This is a genomic window from Mycobacterium sp. BMJ-28, assembly GCF_054404835.1.
In genome coordinates, this window is record NZ_CM136783.1 from 1,778,949 (window position 1) to 1,799,172 (window position 20,224).

General features: G+C 65.5%; 20 protein-coding genes. 13 read left to right on the forward strand and 7 right to left on the reverse strand.

What is annotated here, in order from left to right:
• Positions 1-16 precede the first annotated feature (16 nt).
• Both ACXPWS_RS08890 and ACXPWS_RS08895 read right to left on the reverse strand, forming a co-directional pair.
• A complete protein-coding gene (locus ACXPWS_RS08890) occupies positions 17-877 on the reverse strand; it encodes a mycofactocin-coupled SDR family oxidoreductase (RefSeq protein WP_458712090.1) in 861 nt (286 codons plus the stop codon).
• 19 nt (positions 878-896) lie between these two features.
• The gene (locus ACXPWS_RS08895; protein ID WP_458712091.1) at positions 897-1,598 is read right to left on the reverse strand and encodes an SDR family NAD(P)-dependent oxidoreductase; all 702 of its coding nucleotides are present in this window, start codon (positions 1,596-1,598) and stop codon (positions 897-899) included.
• A gap of 241 nt (positions 1,599-1,839) precedes the next feature.
• Between ACXPWS_RS08895 and ACXPWS_RS08900 the strand changes: the two genes are divergently transcribed.
• From ACXPWS_RS08900 to ACXPWS_RS08960, 13 genes are all read left to right on the forward strand, one after another.
• A complete protein-coding gene (locus ACXPWS_RS08900; RefSeq protein ID WP_458712092.1) occupies positions 1,840-3,333 on the forward strand; it encodes an aldehyde dehydrogenase family protein in 1,494 nt (497 codons plus the stop codon).
• Positions 3,333-4,541 carry a CaiB/BaiF CoA transferase family protein gene (locus ACXPWS_RS08905; RefSeq protein WP_458712093.1) on the forward strand — a complete coding sequence of 403 codons (1,209 nt, stop codon included), beginning with the start codon at positions 3,333-3,335 and terminating at the stop codon, positions 4,539-4,541. Before ACXPWS_RS08900 ends, ACXPWS_RS08905 begins: the two co-directional genes overlap by 1 nt.
• A gap of 504 nt (positions 4,542-5,045) precedes the next feature.
• Positions 5,046-5,855 (forward strand): MlaE family ABC transporter permease, encoded by an 810-nt coding sequence (locus ACXPWS_RS08910; protein ID WP_458712094.1) that lies wholly within the window; start codon positions 5,046-5,048, stop codon positions 5,853-5,855.
• 5 nt (positions 5,856-5,860) lie between these two features.
• Entirely contained in the window at positions 5,861-6,718 is an 858-nt protein-coding gene (locus ACXPWS_RS08915; protein ID WP_458712095.1) for an MlaE family ABC transporter permease, read from the forward strand.
• A gap of 13 nt (positions 6,719-6,731) precedes the next feature.
• Entirely contained in the window at positions 6,732-7,928 is a 1,197-nt protein-coding gene (locus tag ACXPWS_RS08920; protein ID WP_458712096.1) for an MCE family protein, read from the forward strand.
• Entirely contained in the window at positions 7,925-8,953 is a 1,029-nt protein-coding gene (locus ACXPWS_RS08925) for an MCE family protein (RefSeq protein WP_458712097.1), read from the forward strand. Before ACXPWS_RS08920 ends, ACXPWS_RS08925 begins: the two co-directional genes overlap by 4 nt.
• Positions 8,954-8,978: 25 nt before the next feature.
• Positions 8,979-10,055, forward strand: coding sequence for an MCE family protein (locus ACXPWS_RS08930; protein ID WP_458712098.1), 1,077 nt, complete (start codon positions 8,979-8,981; stop codon positions 10,053-10,055).
• A gap of 20 nt (positions 10,056-10,075) precedes the next feature.
• Positions 10,076-11,530: an MCE family protein gene (locus ACXPWS_RS08935; RefSeq protein ID WP_458712099.1), complete on the forward strand. Its 1,455-nt coding sequence runs from the start codon at positions 10,076-10,078 to the stop codon at positions 11,528-11,530.
• Positions 11,527-12,840: an MCE family protein gene (locus ACXPWS_RS08940; RefSeq protein ID WP_458712100.1), complete on the forward strand. Its 1,314-nt coding sequence runs from the start codon at positions 11,527-11,529 to the stop codon at positions 12,838-12,840. Before ACXPWS_RS08935 ends, ACXPWS_RS08940 begins: the two co-directional genes overlap by 4 nt.
• Positions 12,841-14,505 (forward strand): MCE family protein, encoded by a 1,665-nt coding sequence (locus ACXPWS_RS08945; RefSeq protein WP_458712101.1) that lies wholly within the window; start codon positions 12,841-12,843, stop codon positions 14,503-14,505.
• Positions 14,506-14,536: 31 nt separating this feature from the next.
• Positions 14,537-15,037 carry an Rv2253/PknI dimerization domain-containing protein gene (locus ACXPWS_RS08950; protein WP_458712102.1) on the forward strand — a complete coding sequence of 167 codons (501 nt, stop codon included), beginning with the start codon at positions 14,537-14,539 and terminating at the stop codon, positions 15,035-15,037.
• A gap of 9 nt (positions 15,038-15,046) precedes the next feature.
• Entirely contained in the window at positions 15,047-15,448 is a 402-nt protein-coding gene (locus ACXPWS_RS08955) for a hypothetical protein (RefSeq protein ID WP_458712103.1), read from the forward strand.
• Positions 15,448-15,912 (forward strand): hypothetical protein, encoded by a 465-nt coding sequence (locus ACXPWS_RS08960; protein ID WP_458712104.1) that lies wholly within the window; start codon positions 15,448-15,450, stop codon positions 15,910-15,912. The genes ACXPWS_RS08955 and ACXPWS_RS08960 overlap by 1 nt, the downstream gene beginning before the upstream one ends.
• A 9-nt stretch (positions 15,913-15,921) precedes the next feature.
• On the opposite strand, the gene ACXPWS_RS08965 is transcribed toward ACXPWS_RS08960, so the two are convergent.
• From ACXPWS_RS08965 to ACXPWS_RS08985, 5 genes are all read right to left on the reverse strand, one after another.
• Entirely contained in the window at positions 15,922-16,554 is a 633-nt protein-coding gene (locus tag ACXPWS_RS08965) for a hypothetical protein (RefSeq protein ID WP_458712105.1), read from the reverse strand.
• Positions 16,551-17,348 (reverse strand): VirB8/TrbF family protein, encoded by a 798-nt coding sequence (locus ACXPWS_RS08970; RefSeq protein ID WP_458712106.1) that lies wholly within the window; start codon positions 17,346-17,348, stop codon positions 16,551-16,553. The genes ACXPWS_RS08965 and ACXPWS_RS08970 overlap by 4 nt, the downstream gene beginning before the upstream one ends.
• Before the next feature lie 174 nt (positions 17,349-17,522).
• Positions 17,523-17,975 carry a hypothetical protein gene (locus ACXPWS_RS08975; RefSeq protein ID WP_458712107.1) on the reverse strand — a complete coding sequence of 151 codons (453 nt, stop codon included), beginning with the start codon at positions 17,973-17,975 and terminating at the stop codon, positions 17,523-17,525.
• 110 nt (positions 17,976-18,085) lie between these two features.
• A complete protein-coding gene (locus ACXPWS_RS08980; protein WP_458712108.1) occupies positions 18,086-18,697 on the reverse strand; it encodes a TetR/AcrR family transcriptional regulator in 612 nt (203 codons plus the stop codon).
• 79 nt (positions 18,698-18,776) lie between these two features.
• A complete protein-coding gene (locus ACXPWS_RS08985) occupies positions 18,777-20,057 on the reverse strand; it encodes a cytochrome P450 (RefSeq protein ID WP_458712109.1) in 1,281 nt (426 codons plus the stop codon).
• Positions 20,058-20,224 lie beyond the last annotated feature (167 nt).

The window sequence follows — 20,224 nt, forward strand, 5'->3', positions numbered from 1 at the left end:
GTCAGCACCTTTCCGATCAGACGTGGTAGTCGTACCACTTGAGGTAACCGCCGGCGTCGACACGCAGCTGCATGCCGGTGACGAACCGGGCCTCGTCGGAGGCAAGCCACAGCACGGCATTGCTGATGTCGACGGGCTCGATCCAGGGCACCTTCATGGCCTGTTGCACGTAGAACACCGGCTCGGCGTCCTTGAGCTCGGGATTCTCCAGATCCGGCCGGAACGACCGGTACATCGGTTCGCTCTGCAGCATGTTGGTGTTGCAGTTGGTCGGGTGGATGACGTTGGCCCGGATACCGCGCGGCGCGAGCTCGGTGGCCAGGTAGTGCACGTACTCCGAGATCATCCGCTTGGACACCATGTAACCCATGCCGCCGGGATCCGATCCCGGATTCGGCTTGTTGCTCGCGTCCATCAGCGCGGCCGCGGACGCCGTGGCCACGATCGAGGCGCCTTCGGCCAGGTGCGGCAACGCGACCTGGATGGCGTTGATGGTGCCGATCAGGTTGGTGTTGATGCCGTCGGTCCAGGCCTGCATCGGCGGCTGGCCCTTCATCGCGGCGACACCGGCCTGGGCCACCACGATGTCGACCTTGCCGAGTTCGGCCAGGCCCGTCTCGAGCGCCTCCTTGAGTTGGCCCGCTTCGCGAACATCGGCCTGCGCGGTGACGATGCGCCGGCCGGTCTTCTCGACGAAACGTGCGGTCTCTTCGAGATCTTCGGGGGTGGCCAGGGCATAGCCGATCGTGTCGATGTTCTTACACAGATCGACGGCGATGATGTCGGCACCCTCTTCGGCGAGCCGGATCGCATGGCTGCGACCCTGGCCGCGAGCGGCACCGGTGATGAATGCGACCTTGCCTTCAACACGTCCCACGGTGGTTGTCCCTTCGGTTCTAGTTGGTCCGGCCGCCGTTGACGGAGAGGATCTGTCCGGTGATGTAGCTGGCTTCCTCGGAGATGAAGAAGGCGCACGCCGCGGCGATGTCGTCGGGTTTCCCCATCCGCCGCACCGGCGTCTTCGCGATCTGCTCCTCGGTGTCGCCGAGGAAGCCACGGTCTTCGGCCTTGCGGAGCATCGGGGTGTCGATGAAACCCGGCGGGACGGCGTTGACCGTGATGCCTGCCGGGCCGTACTCCTGGGCCAGCGTCATGGTCAGGCCGTTGACCGCCGACTTGGCCGCCACGTAGGGCGCCATATAAGGCTGTCCGGAACGGGTGCTCGACGACGAGATGTTGACGATGCGTCCCCAGCCGGCCTCGATCATGTCCGGCAGCACGGCCTGGGTGCAGTGGAAGACGCCGTTGAGGTTCACGTCGATGACACGCTGCCAATGCTCGAACGAGGTGTCGATGAACTTCTTGAAACTGTCCAGGCCCGCGGCGTTGACCAGGATCGTGATCGGGCCCAGCTGGGCGCGGATGGCATTCATCGCCTCATCGACGGCCGCTCGGTCGGTCACGTTGGCGACGAACGAGTTCGGGGTGTCCGATGGGGTGAGATCGAGGATGGCCACGTGGTAACCGTCGGCGCGGAGTCGGTCGGCGATGGCTTGCCCGATCCCGGACCCGCCGCCTGTGACGACAGCGTTCTTCACCTAGAGAGCCTCCTCATGTGTGGTCGCGATCTCAAGAATCGGCCTTTCGAATATGAGAACCGTACTCTCGCCCGGGTTGATCCCGCAAGACATGCGGCGTCGGCGCGCGGAACAAAACTTTGGCTCGATTCGGCGGTCGGGCAGCTCAACTAGCACATCTACGCGTCCTTGCGTTCTCATCGAGCGAATGTATGATTCGCCGTTGATGAGAATGAAATTTCCATCACAGTGAGGAGCCTGGATGAGCGAGACCTCGACGATCGCCGCTGAGCAGGGATCGGCGACCGCCGACCGGCGGATGTTGATCGACGGGAAGCTGGTCGATGCGGCGCAGACCTTCGCGACGCTCAATCCGTCCACCGGGGAGGTGCTCGGCCACGCGCCCGACGCCACCGTCGCCGATGCGGAAGCGGCCGTGGCGGCCGCACGCCGCGCCTTCGACGAGTCGGGCTGGGCCACCGATGTCGAACTTCGGATCCGCTGCCTCGAGCAGTTCCACCAGGCGCTCGTCGATCACCGGGACGAGCTCGGCGCACTCACCACCGCCGAGGTGGGTGCGACACCCGCGCTGCTGCAGGGCGCCCAGCTGGACCAGCCGATCGCCATCGTGAAGTACTACACGGACCTGCTGCGCGACTATCCGCTGACCGAAGACCTCGGCAATATCGAGAGCCGCGGCGCCGTGCACCACCGCTGGGTGGAGAAGGAAGCCGCCGGCGTCGTCGCCGCGATCATCGCGTACAACTACCCCAATCAACTGGCGCTGGCCAAGCTCGCCCCGGCGCTGGCCGCCGGTTGCACGGTGGTGCTCAAGGCCGCTCCCGACACGCCGCTGATCACGCTGGCGCTGGGCGAGCTGATCGCCAATCACACCGACATCCCGGCCGGCGTCGTCAACGTCATCAGCGGTGCCGATCCCGCCGTCGGTGCCGTGCTGACCACCAGTGCCGATGTCGACATGGTGACCTTCACCGGATCGACGCCGACCGGGCGGGCGATCATGTCGGCCGCCAGCGCCACCTTGAAGAAGGTCTTCCTGGAACTCGGCGGCAAGTCGGCGGCCATCGTGCTGGACGACGCCGATTTCGGTCTGGCAGCGATGTTCTCGGCATTCAGCATGGTCACCCATGCCGGCCAGGGCTGCGCCCTGACCTCGAGGCTGCTGGTGCCGCGCAGCCACCACGACGAGATCGTCGAGTTGATCAAGACCAACTTCTCGCATGTCCGGTACGGCGATCCCACCGACCCGGGAACCTATATGGGCCCGCTGATCAGTGAGAAGCAGCGCGACAAGGTCGATGCCATGGTGCAGCGCGCCGTGGCGGCCGGCGCCACGCTGGTCACCGGTGGTGAGAAGAAGGGGCCCGGATACTTCTATACCCCGACGCTGCTGACGAATGTCGACCCCGACAGCGAGATCGCCCAGGAAGAGGTGTTCGGACCGGTGCTCGTCGTGATCGCCTACGACGATGACGACGACGCGGTGGTGATCGCCAACAACTCCATCTACGGGCTGTCCGGCGCGGTGTTCGGTGGCCAGGAACGGGCACTCTCGGTCGCCCGCCGGATCCGCACCGGCACCTTTTCCATCAACGGCGGCAACTACTTCAGCCCCGACAGTCCGTTCGGTGGCTTCAAACAGTCGGGGATCGGCCGTGAGATGGGGGCCGCCGGACTGGAGGAGTTCCTGGAGGCCAAGACCTTCGCCACCGTGATCGGACCGGCGGCCCAGTAATGAGCAAGCCGCTGGACGGGATTCGCGTTCTTGAGGTCGCGATGTACGGATTCGTGCCGTCGGCCGGCGCGGTGCTGGCCGAGTGGGGCGCCGACGTCATCAAGGTCGAGCACGCGGTGACCGGTGACCCGCAACGCGGGTTACGCCAGACCGGGCCGCTGCGGGTCGAGGGTGACCCGAATCCGAACATCGAACATGCCAACCGCGGTAAACGCAGTGTGGGCCTGGACATGTCGGTGCCGGAAGGCAAAGAGGTGCTGCTGGAACTGGCGCGGCGCGCTGATGTGTTCCTGACCAGCTTCCTGCCCGGGCACCGCAGGAAATTCGGAATCGATGTCGAGGACATCCGTGCGGTGAACCCCGGCATCGTCTACGCCCGCGGCAGTGCGCTCGGTCCCCGCGGCGAGGAATCCGAGAAGGGCGGCTATGACATGACCGCCTTCTGGTGCCGGGCCGGCACCGCCGCCACCATCACCCCACCCGGTATCGAAGGCATGATCGGTCCGCCGGGGCCGGCCTACGGCGACACCATCTCGGGCACGAACCTGGCCGGCGGTATCGCCGCGGCATTGCTGAAACGGGAGCGGACCGGCGAGCCATCGGTGGTCGATGTGTCCTTGTTGGGCAGCGGGCTGTGGGCGATGGGCCATACCGTCGCGCTCACCTCGCACCTGAAACAGCGGATGGTCGCCCCGGCGCCGGGCGTGCACGGATCGCCGATCAATCCCCTCGTCGGGGTCTACGGCACCGCTGACGAACGCTACATCTCGTTCGTCATGATGCAGCCCACCAAGTTCTGGGCCGATGTGTGCCAGCACGTCGACCTGCCGGAACTGGCTGACGACCCGAGATTCGCGACCGCCGAGTCGATTGCCGAACACACCGCCGAGGCGGTCGAGATCCTGCGCAAGGTGATGGCCACCAGGACGCTGCCCGAGTGGAGCAAGAGATTCGCCACCCTGGCGGGCCCGTGGGCTCCCGTCCAGGACACCCTGCAGGCCGCCGACGACGCTCAGATCCGCGCGAACGAATACATCGTCACCGCCGGCGATCTGGAATTGGTGTCCAACCCGGTGCAGTTCGATGTGGGTGCGCCGCACACCGCGGGTGCGCCCGGGTTCGCCGAACAGACCGAGGAGATCCTGCTGGAACTCGGGCTGGACTGGGACCGCATCATCGAACTGAAAACCGCTGGCGCGGTTACCTAAAGACCACCGGAGAGGTAGACCACACAGCCCATGCCCGACGTCGCTTCTATCGGCGCCCACTTCCCGTGCTGGGGTGATACCCCGCAGCGGGGTACCGGTGACGGCGAGAAGGCCACCCTCGTCGTCGAAGCCGGTCGCGGCATGACCCCGGTGCCGGCGGGCGCCGGGCGGTCTCGTGATATTTACGGTAGTCCATTCGGTATGATCCACCGGACTCGGGGGAGGGAGGTCGTGAGCAATGTCGGCGCGGTCGACGCCGCAATGACCACCGTCGGGCAGCGCTTCGCGCCCGGTCTCGGGGATCTGCCGGCAAATCCCGATGGGGGATTAAACGTCAAAGGGCGCCCGCAGGGTGGCACTGGTGTGGCACAGTGCGTCGAACTGTTCGCGCAACTGTGTGGGAGGCCGTCAGTCGAATGGGCGGATATCCAGTTGCGTTGGCACACAATGTCGGTGGCCCCACAGTGGTGGTCGCGGTGACTCTCTTGGAAGGACCGGCTGGCAATGGGGATTAAAGGCCCGGAACGCTGGTCGTCGGGAGTGTCGATCGGGCGTAATGCGTCGGGACCGATGCAGGCCGTCGGCGGGCTGTTCCTGATGTCGGCCGACGCCGTGAAATTCTTGTTCCAGCGCCCGTTCTTCTGGCGGGAGTTCCTGGAACAGGCCTGGTTCGTCGCGCGGGTGGCCCTGGGGCCCACCCTGCTGGTGGCCATCCCGTTCACCGTGCTGGTGAGCTTCACCCTCAACATCCTGCTGCGCGAATTGGGTGCGGCCGATCTGTCCGGCGCCGGCGCCGCTTTCGGAGCGGTCACCCAGGTGGGTCCGATGGTCACCGTGCTGATCGTGGCCGGCGCGGGCGCGACGGCGATGTGTGCCGATCTGGGATCGCGCACCATCCGCGAGGAGATCGACGCCATGGAGGTGCTCGGCATCAATCCCGTGCAGCGCCTCGTGACGCCCCGCATGCTGGCCTCGGGCCTGGTGGCGCTGCTGCTCAACAGTCTGGTGGTGATCATCGGCATCCTCGGCGGATACTTCTTCTCGGTGTTCGTCCAGGACGTCAACCCCGGGGCTTTCGCCGCCGGCATCACGCTGCTGACCGGGGTGCCCGAAGTCATCATCTCGTGCGTCAAAGCCGGCCTGTTCGGACTCATCGCCGGTCTGATCGCCTGTTACCGGGGCCTGACCATCAGTGGCGGTGGCGCCAAGGCCGTCGGCAACGCGGTCAACGAAACGGTGGTGTACGCCTTCATGGCACTGTTCGTCGTCAATGTCGTGGTCACCGCCATCGGCATCCAGATGACGGCGCGGTGAGCGCAATGGGCAACAGAGCGGTCCTCGCCTCCACCTATCCGCGGGTGGTGCGCACGGTCAAGAAGCCGATCAACACGCTGTCCAGCCTCGGCGACCACACGCTGTTCTACATCCGTGCGCTGGCCGGTATCCCACACGCGGCGGTGCACTATCGCCGTGAAGTCGTCCGGCTGATCGCTGAGATATCCATGGGCGCAGGCGCATTGGCGATGATCGGCGGGACACTGGTGATCGTCGGGTTCCTCACCTTGGCGACCGGTGGCACGTTGGCCGTGCAGGGGTACTCGAGCCTGGGCAATATCGGTATCGAGGCGCTGACCGGCTTCCTGTCGGCGTTCATCAACGTGCGGATCGCCGCTCCGGTGATCGCGGGCATCGGGCTGGCGGCCACCTTCGGTGCCGGCGTCACCGCACAGCTGGGCGCCATGCGGATCAACGAGGAGATCGACGCGCTCGAGGCGATGGCCATCCGGCCCGTCGAATACCTGGTGAGCACGCGCATCGTGGCCGGCATGATCGCCATCACGCCCCTTTATGCCATCGCGGTGATCCTGTCGTTCCTGGCGTCGCAGTTCACCACCACGGTGCTCTTCGGCCAGTCCGGTGGCCTGTATGACCACTACTTCTACACATTCCTGAACCCGATCGACCTGTTCTGGTCCTTCCTGCAAGCGATCCTGATGGCCCTGACGATCCTGTTCATCCACACCTACTTCGGCTACTTCGCCACCGGCGGACCGTCCGGGGTGGGAGTGGCGGTGGGTAACGCCGTGCGCACCTCGCTGGTCGTGGTGGTATCGGTGACCCTGCTGGTGTCGCTGGCCGTCTACGGCTCCAACGGCAACTTCAACCTGTCGGGCTAGGGGAAGAACCGATATGAAGAGCAACAACATTCGCGTGCTCGCCGGCCTGGGCACCGTCATCGTCATCGTGTTGATCGTGGCCACGGCGGTCGGCCTGTTCGCGGGTAGCTTCACCAAAACTGTTCCATTGACGGTGGTCTCGCAGCGTGCCGGCCTGGTGATGAATCCCGATGCCAAGGTCAAGATGCGCGGTGTGCAGGTGGGCAACGTGTCCTCCATCGAGTCCCGCCCCGATGGATCCGCGGTCCTGCACCTGGCGATGGATCCCGCACAGCTCAAGCTGATTCCCTCCAATGTGCGGGCCGACATCACGTCGTCGACGGTGTTCGGCGCCAAGTTCGTCCAGCTCCAGGCTCCGGAGAATCCGTCTCCCAAGCCAATCCAGCAGGGCGCGGTGCTGCAGGGTGACCATGTCACCGTCGAGATCAACACCGTCTTCCAGCAGCTCACCCAGGTGCTCGACAAGATAGACCCGGCCAAGCTGAACCAGACGCTCGGTGCGGTCGCCAAGGCCTTCAACGGCCGCGGTGAGAAAATCGGTCAGGCGCTGTCGGACTTCAACACCTTCCTCGGCAAGATCGACCCCAGCCTGCCGAACCTGGACCGGATGATCGGGACCATGCCGCAGGTGTTCACCGCGTATGCCGATGCGGCACCGGATCTCACTACCGCGGTCGACAACACCAGCAAGCTGTCGAAGAGCATCGTGGAGGAACAGAACAATCTGGATGCGTTCCTGCTCAGCGCGATCGGCCTGGCCGATGTCGGCAACGATGTGGTGGGCAGCAACAGGCCGGCGCTGACCAACCTGGCGCAGATCCTGGTGCCCACCGCCGAACTTCTCGACAAGTACCACGACGCGCTGTACTGCTCGATCGGCGGTCTGGTGCCGTTCGCGAAGTCGCCGCCGTTCCCGGTGCCGGGCATCATCATCGCCGCCAGCTTCGTGCTCGGCGAGGAGCGCTACCGCTACCCGAACGATCTGCCCAAGGTGGCGGCCAAGGCCGATCATCCGTTCTGCAAGGAGTACCAGATGCCGAACGTGCCCGCGGAGGTCAAGCAGCCGGGCATGATCGCCGACGTCGGAGCACGCCGCGACCAGTACGGCAATCAGGGCATCCTGCTGAACTCCGACGCGCTCAAGCAGTGGCTGTTCGGGCCGCTGGGCGGCCCGCCGCGCAACTCTGCGCAGATCGGACAGCCGGGATGACGGGTATGGGCAAGACCATTGCCAAATTCGGCACCTTCGCGGTCATCATGGTGCTCTTGACCGCGGCGCTACTGGCAGTCTTCGGCGAGGTTCGGGTGGGTTCGACCAACCCGTATTCGGCGGTGTTCAAGGATGCTTCCCGGCTGAAATCGGGCGACAGCGTCCGGGTGGCCGGGGTGCGGGTCGGCACCGTCAACGACGTCTCATTGCAATCCGACGGCACCGTCCTGGTGGATTTCGATGCCGACCGCACCGTCGCGCTGACCACCGGGACGAAAGCGGCTGTGCGGTACCTGAATCTGGTCGGTGACCGGTTCCTGGAACTGGTCGACGGCCCCGGGTCCACCAGGGTGCAGGCGGCCGGATCTCAGATCCCCGTTGACCGCACGCTGCCCGCGCTCGATCTCGATCTGCTGCTGGGTGGCCTCAAACCGGTGATACAGGGACTCAACCCCAAAGATGTCAATGCGCTCACGGCCTCGTTGATCCAGGTGATGCAGGGGCAGGGCGGCACCATCGAGTCGCTGTTGTCCAAGACGTCGTCCTTCTCGAATTCGCTGGCCGACAACAACCAGGTGGTCGAGCAGCTCATCGATGATCTGCGCACCGTGCTGAACACGCTGTCCAAGGACGGCGACAAGTTCTCCGGCGCGATCGACAAGCTGGACAAGCTCGTCGGTGGGCTGTCCGAGGACCGCGACCCGATCGGCACCGCTGTCACCGCGCTGGACAACGGCACCGCCTCGCTGGCGGACTTCCTGGGCAATGCCCGCCAGCCGCTAAGGGACACCATCGCCCAGGTGAACCGACTGGCCACCAACATCGATACCGACAAGGCCGGTCTGGACAAGTCCCTGCAGAAGGCCCCGGACAACTTTCGCAAGGCGATCCGGCTGGGCGCCTACGGCGGGTTCATCCAGTACTACATCTGCGGTGTTGCCCTCCGCTTCAGCGATCTGCAGGGTCGTTCCGTGATGTACCCGTGGATCAAGCAGGAAGAGGGACGATGCAAAGACACGGACTGACCGCGGCGGGGGCAGGTGAGCCCCGATGCTGAAATATCGTGGCGCGCACCTCATTCGGTCCGGCGTGATCGGCGTCGTTCTCATCGTCATGGTCATCGCGATCGGCCTGCAGCCCAGCAAGCTCACGGAATGGGCCACCTCGGTGCGTTATCAGGCGCGCTTCGATGAGGCGGGCGGGTTGTCGAGCGGGAACGACGTCACCTTGTCCGGTATCAAGGTCGGTTCGGTGTCGGACATCGAACTGGACAAGGGCGACGCATTGGTGACGTTCACCCTGGCCGGCAAGTACGGCCTCGGGTCGGACACCCTGGCACACATCCGAACCGGGTCGTTGCTCGGCGAGCGTGTGCTGGCTCTGGAGCCGGCGGGCAACGGACGCATGCACGCCATGGATGTCATCCCGACGTCGCGGACGTCGTCGCCGTACTCCCTGACCGACGCGGTGGGCGAGTTGACCAGCAATACGGCCGCGACCGATACGACGTCGCTGAATCAGTCGCTGGACACCCTCTCGGACACCATCGACCAGATCGCCCCGCAACTCGGCCCGACGTTCGACGGGCTCAGCCGATTGTCGAAGTCGCTGAACGGCCGCAACGACAGTCTGGGTGAGCTGCTGAAGAGCGCCGGCGACGTCACCGGGATACTGGCGCAGCGCAGCGACCAGGTCAACACCCTGATCCTCAATGCCAACGACCTGGTCGGGGTGCTCGACACCCGCCGTCAGGCGATCGTGGCCCTGTTGGCACAGACCGCGCAGGTGTCGCGGACCCTCATCGGAGTGGTGGCGGACAACGAGGCGCAACTCAAACCGACCCTGGATCGGCTCAACTCGGTGTCCGCGGTGCTGGAGAAGAACCGGGACAACATCGCCAAGGCGCTCCCCGGGTTGGCCAAGTACGAACTCACGCAGGGTGAGGCCGTCTCCAACGGCTTCTACTACAGCGCTTACGTCCCGAATCTCCAGTTCGGCCAGTTCTTCCAGCCGTTCCTGGACTATGCATTCGGATTCCGGCGCGGCGTCAACGCCGGACAGCCACCGGACAATGCCGGCCCCCGAGCAGAGTTCCCGATCCCGTTCAACGGAATACCGCCACGATGAAAACACGCAAACCTCTGACAATGCTCGGCGTCGCCGCGGTGGCGGTGGCACTGGTTGCCGGCGCCGTATTCCTGGCCCGCCAAACGGTGTTCAAGCCCACCACCATCACCGCGGTGTTCCCGAGCGCGACGGCGATCTACCCGGGCGACGAAGTACGAGTTGCCGGGGTGAAGGTCGGTAAGATCACGACCATCGAGCCGCAGGGCGATCAGGCGAAACTGACCCTGCGGGTGGATCACGGCATCCAGGTTCCGGTCGATGCCAAGGCCATCATCGTGGCTCCGAACCTTGTCGCGGCCCGTTTCGTACAGTTGACACCCGCCTATCGCGGCGGTGGTGGGCCCACGATGCCCGATGGTGCGGTGATCCCCAGGGACCGGACCGCCATCCCGGTGGAGTGGGATGATGTCAAGACCCAATTGAACCGGCTGGCAACCGAACTCGGGCCTCAGAGTGGGGTGTCGGGGACATCGGCTTCCCGGTTCATCGACAGCGCCGCCAACGCCATGGACGGCAACGGCGCCAAGCTGCGGGAGATGCTGGCTCAACTGTCAGGGGTGGCAAGGATTTTCGCCAATGGCAGCGGCGACATCGTCGATATCGTCAAAGGCCTTCAGACGTTCGTCACTGCGCTACGCGGGAGCAGCGAGCAGATCGTGGTGTTCGAGGATCGGCTGGCCACCTTGACCAGCGTGGTGGATGACAGTCGGTCCAGCCTGGACGACATGCTCAACGAACTGTCCGTGGCGGTCGGCGAGGTGCAACGCTTCGTGGCCGGCAGTCGCAAGGAGACCACCGAGCAGGTGCAGCGGTTGGCCAACGTGACCCAGGTGCTGGCCGAACAGAAGGATGCGATCCGCAACATCCTGCACGTCACTCCGAACGCGATTGCGAACACGTTCAACATGTACAACCCGAGCAGTGGGACGCCCGTGGGATCGTTCGCGTTCGCGAACTTCAGCAACCCGGTCCAGATGATCTGCTCGATGGTCGGCGCGGTGGAGAACACGACCGCCCCGGAGACCGCCAAGCTGTGCTCTCAGTACCTCGGGCCTGCGCTGCGGTTGCTCAATTTCAACGGGGTTCCGTTCCCGATCAACCCGTACCTGACGAAGGCGCCCAGCCCGAACGAGTTGGTGTACACCGATCCGAACATGTTGCCGGGCAGTACGACCCAGCCCGTCAGCCCGCCGGAAACACCACCTACGGTGTCCGCATTCACGGGACTGAACGGTGACGTGGCGCCGCCGCCCGGATGGAACGCGCCACCGGGGCCGCCGAGTGCGTTCCTGCCGAACGGCGCCATGCCGGCCAATCCGTCGCCCGCGGTGTATCCGGGTGCCCCGCCGCCGAGTCCGACGACGTTCAACGGATTGATGCTTCCCGCCGGCCCTGCGCCCGGCCCTGCGCCGGGGCCGGGGCCGGATCCCGCCGCCGGACCGCTGTTGCCCGCCGAAGGGACGCCGACGCCATGAACCGCCTCGCAACGATCCACCGTGCCCTGGTGGCTGGGTGTGCAGTGGCGCTCACCGCCAGTGGCTGCGCGTTCCAGGGAGTGAACTCGCTGGCTCTGCCCGGGGTCAAGGGCACCGAGAGCGACGCGCAGATCTTCCACGTCGAGGTCGCCAATATCGGTACCCTCGAATCGAATTCACCGGTCATGGTCGACGATGTGGTGGTGGGCAGTGTCGGCACGATGACCGCCGACAACTGGCACGCCGATGTGGAGGTCAGGGTCAATCCGGGGGTGGTGATCCCAGGCAACGCGGTCGCGTCGGTCGGACAGACCAGCCTGCTGGGCTCCATGCACCTGGCGCTCAATCCGCCCGTCGGCGAGCAGCCCGCGGGCCGGTTGGCCAGCGGGACGACAATCCCGCTGAATGCCTCGTCAACCTATCCGTCCACCGAGCAGACGTTGTCCTCATTGTCGGTTCTGGTCAACGGCGGGGGGCTGGGCCAGGTCGGCGACATCATCCACAACTTCAGCACCTCCATGTCGGGCCGCGAACCCGAGATCCGTGAGCTGATCACCCGGCTGGACCGGTTCGTCGGAGTGCTGGACAACCAGCGCGACAACATCGTCGCATCCGTCCAGCAGCTCAACCGGGTGGCACACACCTTCGCCGACCAGACCCCGGTGCTGGAACGCGCGCTGCGCGACATCCCGCCGGCCATCGACGTACTGGTCAAGGAGCGGCCGAACTTCACCGCGGCGCTGCAGAGATTGGGCAACTTCAGCGATACCGCGACCGGACTGGTCAACGACGCCGGTGATCAGCTCGTGGCCGATCTCAAGCACCTGGAACCGGCCATCCGGTCGCTCGCCGATATCGGGCCGGACATCACCTCCGCGCTGTACTACGCGACGGCCTTCCCGTACGGGCCCAACGCCGTCGAACGCGCAGTAAAGGGCGACTACCTGAACCTGTACGCGATATTCGACCTCTCCTACCCTCGGTTGAAGCGTTCGCTGTTCCTGGGAACTCGCTGGGGTGACGAGAACGCGAAACTCGTTCCCGCTCCTGGTGAACCGTGGTATCTGAACTACAGCTACGACCCGTTGGGCATGCCGCTGTCACCGCCGCCCGATGCGGCTCCGCCGCCGCCCGGTGCCATGCCGGTCGTGAACGAGCCGATACTGCCGGTGGCGCCGCCACCGCTGATGCCGCTGGTCGCCCCGCCCACCCCAGGCGGGCCCGTCTTCGCAGGGCCGTATGCCGGCAGTTCTGCGCCCACGCCCGCGCCTGCACCGGAAGCCGCACCGACACCGGGGAGTGGTGGCTAGATGCTGACCAGATTCGTCCGAACCCAGTTGATCATCTTCACCATCGCCTCGGTCGTCGGCGTTGCCGTCATGCTCTTCACGTATATGCAGGTGCCCACGCTGCTGGGAGTGGGACGCCTGACAGTGAAGCTGGAATTGCCGGAAACCGGTGGTGTATACCGCTTCTCGAACGTGACCTATAACGGTGTGCAGATCGGCAAAGTCACCGACGTGGCGCTGACCGACAACGGTGCCGTGGCCACCCTGTCGCTGGATCGTTCGCCCAAAGTTCCGGCGGATCTGCAGGCCGAGGTACGCAGCGTGTCCGCCGTCGGTGAGCAGTACGTCGACCTGAGGCCGCACTCCGGGAACGGCCCCTATCTGCAGGACGGCTCGGTGATCCCGCGCGATCGTGCGGTCATGCCGCAGGCGGTGGGGCCGACGCTCGACAAGGTCAGTGCACTGGTGGACTCGATCCCCAAGGACAGGATCAGCGACCTCCTCGACGAAACATATAAAGCGTTCAACGGGGCCGGTGAAGACTTTCAGTCCCTGATGGATTCGGCCACCAAGATCAGCACGGCAACCAACGGGGTGTCCGATCAGATGCGCACGCTGATCGACGACAGTGGGCCGCTGCTGGATTCGCAGGCGCAGACCACCGACGCCATCCGTACCTGGGCGCACAGCCTGGCCGGTATCACCGGTCAGGTCGTGGCGAACGATCCTCAGCTGCGCACCGTACTGCAGCGCGGGCCGGGCTTCGCTCAGGAAGTGTCGGGCCTGCTCAACGACCTGAAGCCGACGCTGCCGCTGTTGCTGGCCAACATGAACACGGTCGGTCAGGTGCTGCTCGCGTACAACCCGTCGATCGAGCAGTTGATGGTGTTGCTGCCGGGCTATATCGGGGCACAGCAGAGTTTCGGTCTTCCCAAGAACAACGCCACCGGGTGGCCGCAGGGCGACTTCACCCTCACCCTGGGTGACCCGCAGCCGTGCACCGTCGGCTTTCTGCCGCCGTCGTCGTGGCGTTCGCCCGCGGACACCACCACGATCGACACGCCCGACAACCTGTACTGCAAGCTGCCACAGGACTCGCCGGTCTCGGTGCGCGGTGCCCGGAACTTCCCGTGCATCGAGCACCCGGGTAAGCGCGCGCCGACCGTCCAATTGTGTGACGATCCAAGGGGATTCATCCCGCTTGCGCAGCGACAGCATGTCCTGGGGCCGCTGCCGTTCGACCCGAACCTGATCTCCCAGGGCGTCCCACCCGATGACAGGGTGGATTTCGGCGACCGGATCTTCGCGCCGGTCGAAGGCACCCCGTTGCCCCCGGGGGCGGTGCCCTCCGGGACACCGCCGGACGCCCCGGGTTCAGTGCCCCCGGCCCCCGGCGCGCCGGCGGCCCCGGCACCCGCTTACGTGCCGCCGCCACCGCCGCCACCGGGCAACTCGCTCAACGGTGTGCCCATCCCACCGGTGGAGGGGCCGCCCGCCGACGGCGCGGTGCCCGCGGCGCCCAGTGGCTATGCCGACCGCGGCGCCGGCGGACCGTCGGTCGCGGTGGTGCCCTACGACCCCCGCACCGGCAAATACATGTCGGGCAGTGGCCAACTGGAGCAGCAGACGAACCTGGTCACCAGTGCACATGCGCCGACCTCGTGGAAAGACCTGATGCCCACGTGAGCGGGCACCAGGCCGAGTGGGAGGAGATTCGATGCGGACGAACCGACTGAGTATTGCGGCCGCGGGTTTGGCTCTGTGCCTGATCTCGGCTCCGGATGCCCACGCGGACTTCGGGTTCGAGCTCAACGGCCCATACGAGGTGACCTCGAACGGTGACTGGGCCAAGACCAACGAGAAGTACCGGGATGAGGTGCCGGTTCGTGAGATCTGGACATTCTCGACGTCGTGCGCCGATGCGCACACCTGCACCGGAACGGTGAACAGCGATGCGGGCTGGAGCGCACCGGTGGAATTCCGCACCACACGGTGGATCCTGGATCGCTATCACGAACAGTGGGAACCCTGCCCGGATGGCACTTTTTCGCCGGGGCGGCAGCGTTACCAGTTCCAGCCTGCCGACGCCAACGGGCAGATCGAGAGGTTGGACGTCACAACGTTGATGGGGTACGACCGAACCATCGGCATCAGCGGTGCGTGTGGAATCAACACGCCCTTGGTGATCAGCATTCCGTTGACCCTTCGGAAGCTGTAGGAGACCGCCATGAAGCTGCGTCGTGTGAAGGTGGCGGTACCGGGATTGCTTCTCGCTCTGGCAAGTACGTCGGTGATCGCCGCGGCGCCGTCGGTAGCGGACCCCACCCCGGAGTCCTGCAACTATCCGGCGTGCACACCGGGTATCGCACCGCACGTGGTGCTGGGTGCGAACTGTTCCAACGCCACCTACTACGTGTTCGGTGTGACGGATTGGGGCCGCCTGGTGTTCTGCGGATCGCCGCGCCGGTACGAGCCGCGCTGGTTCCGATCACCCGAGATGCACGGCGTCAAGGTGGAGAACACCGACTGCGCCGGCTACGACGGCGAGGTGGCACAGGCGCCCGATGGTCTTTTCCTGACCTGCGTGCCCAAAGACGGTGCCGCCCTATGGCTGCGTGGTGACTTGTGATGGGGAGACAGTTGAACAGATCCATACTCGCTGCCGCGTTGGCTCCGGCGGTGGCGGCCACCGTCATGGCACCGGCAGCGCAGGCGACGATGCTGTACGGGAACTACAACGTGCTGAGCAACCGATGGACGGATGCCGCCTGGATCTGGGCGGCCTACCCGTGCGATCCAGGCCACCCTGGCCCTGCGGCTGCCCAGATCAACTGCGTGCGGATCTCCGCAATGCCCAGTCCGCAGCGCGGCGCCTACTACGGCGGCGTCGCGAACCTCGTCAACGGCCAGTACTCCTACACGACGGACGTCCCGGACGGGCTACGTTGCTTCGGTCAGGTGCTACCCACCCGAGACACCTACACCTGGGACGCGACCACCCTGGCGGGTGTGGTCGAATCACGGTTCGACGTGGGCTGTTTCAACGGTCCGCCCGGGATGAACACCTGGACTTTCGCGCTGACGCGGATGTGAACGGGTGCGCTAGACCGGATCGAAGGCCGATATCAACCAGGCGCCGTCATGGCGCTCCAAGCCGACCTTGACCGCGCTGGTGGTGTAAGAGCCGTCGGGATTTTCCTTGCTGGTCGTCACCTGGTTGAGGAAGACGAGCACCACGGCCCGATCCGATTGAATCTCGGCGATTCCCTTGCGGATGACGGCGGCCGAGGTCTTCACGGCCTTCTGCTTGGCCGCCGGCGTGACGATCTGCTGGGTGAAATTCGTGTAATACGAGAGGAAGTCACCGGTCAGGTGACCCTTGGCGGTAGTGAAGTCCTTGTCCAGCGTGTCCGGTGAATACGACAGCAGCGCCACCGTGCCATCGTTGGCGGCCTTGAGGACCGCCTGCTGGGCGTCGTTGTCCACCAGTTGATCCGGGCGGTATTGATAGAAGTAGAGCCACGTCGTCGCCCCGGCCGAGGCGACCAGCAGCACCGCCAGGACCGCTGCCGCCAGCCATTTGGGGGTGCCGCGCCGTGGCGCCGCGGCGACGACCGCTTCCGTTGCACCGCGGTCCTTTTCGGGCTCCGGGACGTCCTGGGTGTCGTGCTCGGCACTGTTCTCGGAGCGCTCGACCGCCTCGGACTCGGTGGTGTCTTTATCGTCTGCGGTCACGGCACGAACTCGACTTTCGAAAGTTTGATCTGATCGCCCTCACGGACGAGATTGACCGACAGGCGCCAGTTGCGCGGGTCCTGTCTGGCGCCGGCGGCATTGGTGACCTTGGTGGTGGCGGCCACCAGTACGACGGCATCGCTGTCGGTAGAGGTTTCCACCGCAGCTGAGCTGACCATGGCCTCGGTGACCGCCTTGGAATCGCGGGCCGTCTTCTTGAAGTCGTCGGCGGCGCTCTCGAAGTCCTTCTTGAACTCGCCGGTGGAATTGTCCACGATGGCCTTCACGTTGTCGTCGACCTTGTTGTAGTCCAGCGACATCAATGTCACCACGCCCTGCCGCGCCGCGGCCTCGAACTCGGAGGTCCGTTGCTGGTGGGCCTGGACTCCGCGGTGCTGGATGACGATCCAGGTGCCGGTCGCGATCAGGGCGCCGATGATCAGTACCGTCACCACCGCGGCGGTCCAGGGCAGCACGCGGCCCAGTCGGCCCGACCTGACGGCGACTGTCTCCTCATCGGCGTCCGTTTCGGCGCCGTCCCCGGTCCTGTCCTCGACGTGGTCCTCGGAGTCGTCCTCGGTATCGGCAGCCTCGGCTTCCGTTTTGGCCTTTTCGGCATCACGGCGCAGCCGGAGCACCTCCGCCTTGGCCCGGGCTGCGGCCGCGGTGGTCTCCGCCTCGCGGGCCTCCGCCTCGGCGAGAGCGAGGGAGTCGTCGGCGTCGGTGTTGGTCGGTGTGCTCATGCCGGCATCGTCATCGGGGATGTCGGGCAGGGCAGGTTTGCGGGACGGCATCCGACCTCCTGTCCGTTCTGCACCCTGGGGCCTGGCGTTCGTTTTGAGAATGGCATTATCTTTCCTACGGTACCCGAGGGCCGGAAGTTGCCCGGCCGGGTGCGATTAACAGGCATTTGCCAGCGGAAACGTCGTTCCGCTCGCAGTGTCAGCAACCCGCCATCGCGGGGTGTGCTACCACGTGCGCAGTGAGCAGAGCGCCCCTTTGGTTCCCGAGTCCGTCGCGACCACTATGTCATCAACGCGAAGCTCGCAGACGAAGCCGGGTGCGGCGAGTTCTGGATCGTGACCGTTCTTGGTGGCCACGACCATCGCCCAGTCTTGCGGATCGGCCAAGGTGGCCTCCAGAACCCAGGGTTTGCCGGGGCCCAGTTCGGCCACCGCCTTGGGGCTGTACTGGTAGGGATTGTGGCTGTATTCACCGAAGTTGGGCGGCTGGGTATCCCGGTAGTAGATCTCGGCGTTGATCGGCTGGCTGGCGCCCACCGTGTATTTGACGTGGTGCAGCAACACCGGATCGTCGGCGTGCGCGGGCCCCGCCGCGAGGAGCGTTGCCGTCATCGTGGTGCCCACTACTGCGGCCACGGTTGCGACGCGGGTCCCGGCGTCCATCACGACCGACTTCATGGGCGTCCTCCAGGCTAGGCATTCTCCGGCTGACTATAGAACGGTTGCTGGCGCTATTAGGTGGAAACGCGATTCCCAGCTTCGCTCATTTGAAGAACGCTGTTCTCACTCTAGGAGAGCGGAGTTTCGGCAGCCAGGGCCGTGCGCACCGGCAGCAGGAAACGCCGGGCGTACGCCTCGGGGCCGTCGGCCGAGTCGAGTTCCAGCACGCCGCCGGGGATGAGGATGAACGAGTGGATGGTCCGCGCCACGTGTTCGGCGAACTGGGCGCGCACCCCGTCGGGCAGTTCGCCGGCTCGGATCGTGGAGTAGACGAAGCCGCGCGCGAGGTCCAGCGCGCGCGAATTGTCCGCGATCAGGTATGGCGTGAGCAGTTCGGGATTGACGCGCAAGACGGTCAGGAACGCGGGATGGTCGCGCAGCAGCCGGTATGCGGCGGCGAAGCCGTGCACGAGCCGGTCGTCGGTGTCCTGGTAGTCGTCGATGACGGCCTGGATTCCGGCGAAATAGCGGGTCAATTCGGTTTCCACCAGGGCCGAGATCAGCGCTTCCCGGCCGTTGAAGTACAGGTAGAGGGTGGCCCGGCCGATTTTGGCGGTCCGCGCGATCTGCTCCATGGAGTACTTGCGCAGTCCGGTGGTGGCGGCCAGCTCCAGCGCGGCATCCAGAATCCGGCGCCGGGTGGCACCGGCGTCGGGATTGGTGGGGCTCGGGGATGTCACCCCGCCATTATCGCCGGCCCGAAAACGACGATATGGCTGCGTTCCTGCCGGAGCGCAGCCATGCCGTCGGTCTCTGGGGTCAGGTCAGCGGGGTGAAGGTGATGTCCAGTTCGGTCAGGCCGCGCAGCACGAACGTCGGCTCGTAGTTGTAGTTGCGGTCGCCGACCGGGCCGTGCTTGTCGCCGTCGACCGCGATATCGCCCATCCGGTCCAGCAGTCGTTCGATGGACACCCGGCCTTCGACGCGGGCCAGCGGTCCGCCGGGGCAGGAGTGCACACCCCGGCCGAAGGCCATGTGCTCGCGCACGTTCTTGCGGTCCAGCTTGAACTCGTGCGGATCATCGAATCGGTCCGGGTCGCGGTTGACCGCGCCGGGCAGCACCATCACCATGGCGCCGGCCGGGATCTGGACGTCGCCGATCTCGGTCTTCCGACGAGCCAGCCGGAAATCGCACTTGACCGGGCTCTCCAGCCGCAGCGATTCCTCGATGAACGTCGGGATCAGGCTGCGGTCGTCGCGCAGCTTCTGCTGAACCTCGGGGCTGTCGGCCAGCACCCGCATTGCCGCGCTGAGCAACTTGGTGGTGGTCTCCTGACCGGCGGCGAACAGGAAGGTGGCCGAGCGGACGACGTCGATCACCTCGGGCACCGAGCCATCCGGGTACAGCGCGGTGGCCAGCGAAGTGAGCACGTCGTCACGCGGGGTGGCGCGCCGGTCTTCCAGGTACGCAACGAACTGGTCGTCGAGGAACTGCAGCGGGTTCTCCGAGACGACCTCACCCTCGAGAGACCCGACTCGGGCGCCGGGGCGGTCAGCACCGAGCACGGTGCGAAACACCTTGTGATCCTCCTCGGGAACCCCGAGCAGGTCGGCAATCACCAGCAGGGAGAACGGCTTTGCGTACTCGGCGAGGAATTCGCATCGGCCGTGCGCCAGGAACTCGTCGAGCTGGGTGTCGGCCAGCCGCCACATGAAGTCTTCGTTTTCCTTGAGCCGGCGCGGGGTCAGCAGCCGGTTCAGCACCGAGCGGGCCTTGGTGTGGTCGGGCGGGTCCATCGTGACCATGTGCTCGAACATCGGCAGCAGGTGCCGGTGTGCCTCGAGTTGTTCGGAGATGTCGTCGCCCTCGGGGGTGAACGGCAGCGGCGGGAACGGTCCGCCGACGGCGATCGCATTGGAGAAGTCGTCGGTGTTTTTGTAGACCGCGACGGCCTCGTCGTAGCCCGTCACCGCGTAAACGCCCCAGGGCGGGACCTGCAACACCGGGTTCTGCTCACGCAGGTAGTCGAAGTAGGGGTACGGGTTGGGTACCAGCGACTGATCCGTGAGGAAGTCCAGTGTCGCGTAGTCGGTCGTCATATTCGGGTGCTCCCAGGGCTGTGCGGGATCGGGCTGTCGGCGCCTTCGTCCAAAGTGGTTGCGACTCAAAGTGCTGTGCACCTGCTTAGCATGGGGATAGAGTCGTGGTCAAGATCACAAGGCTGTCGATCGCTACCATCGGGGCACGCCGGGCAAGAGTGGGGAGA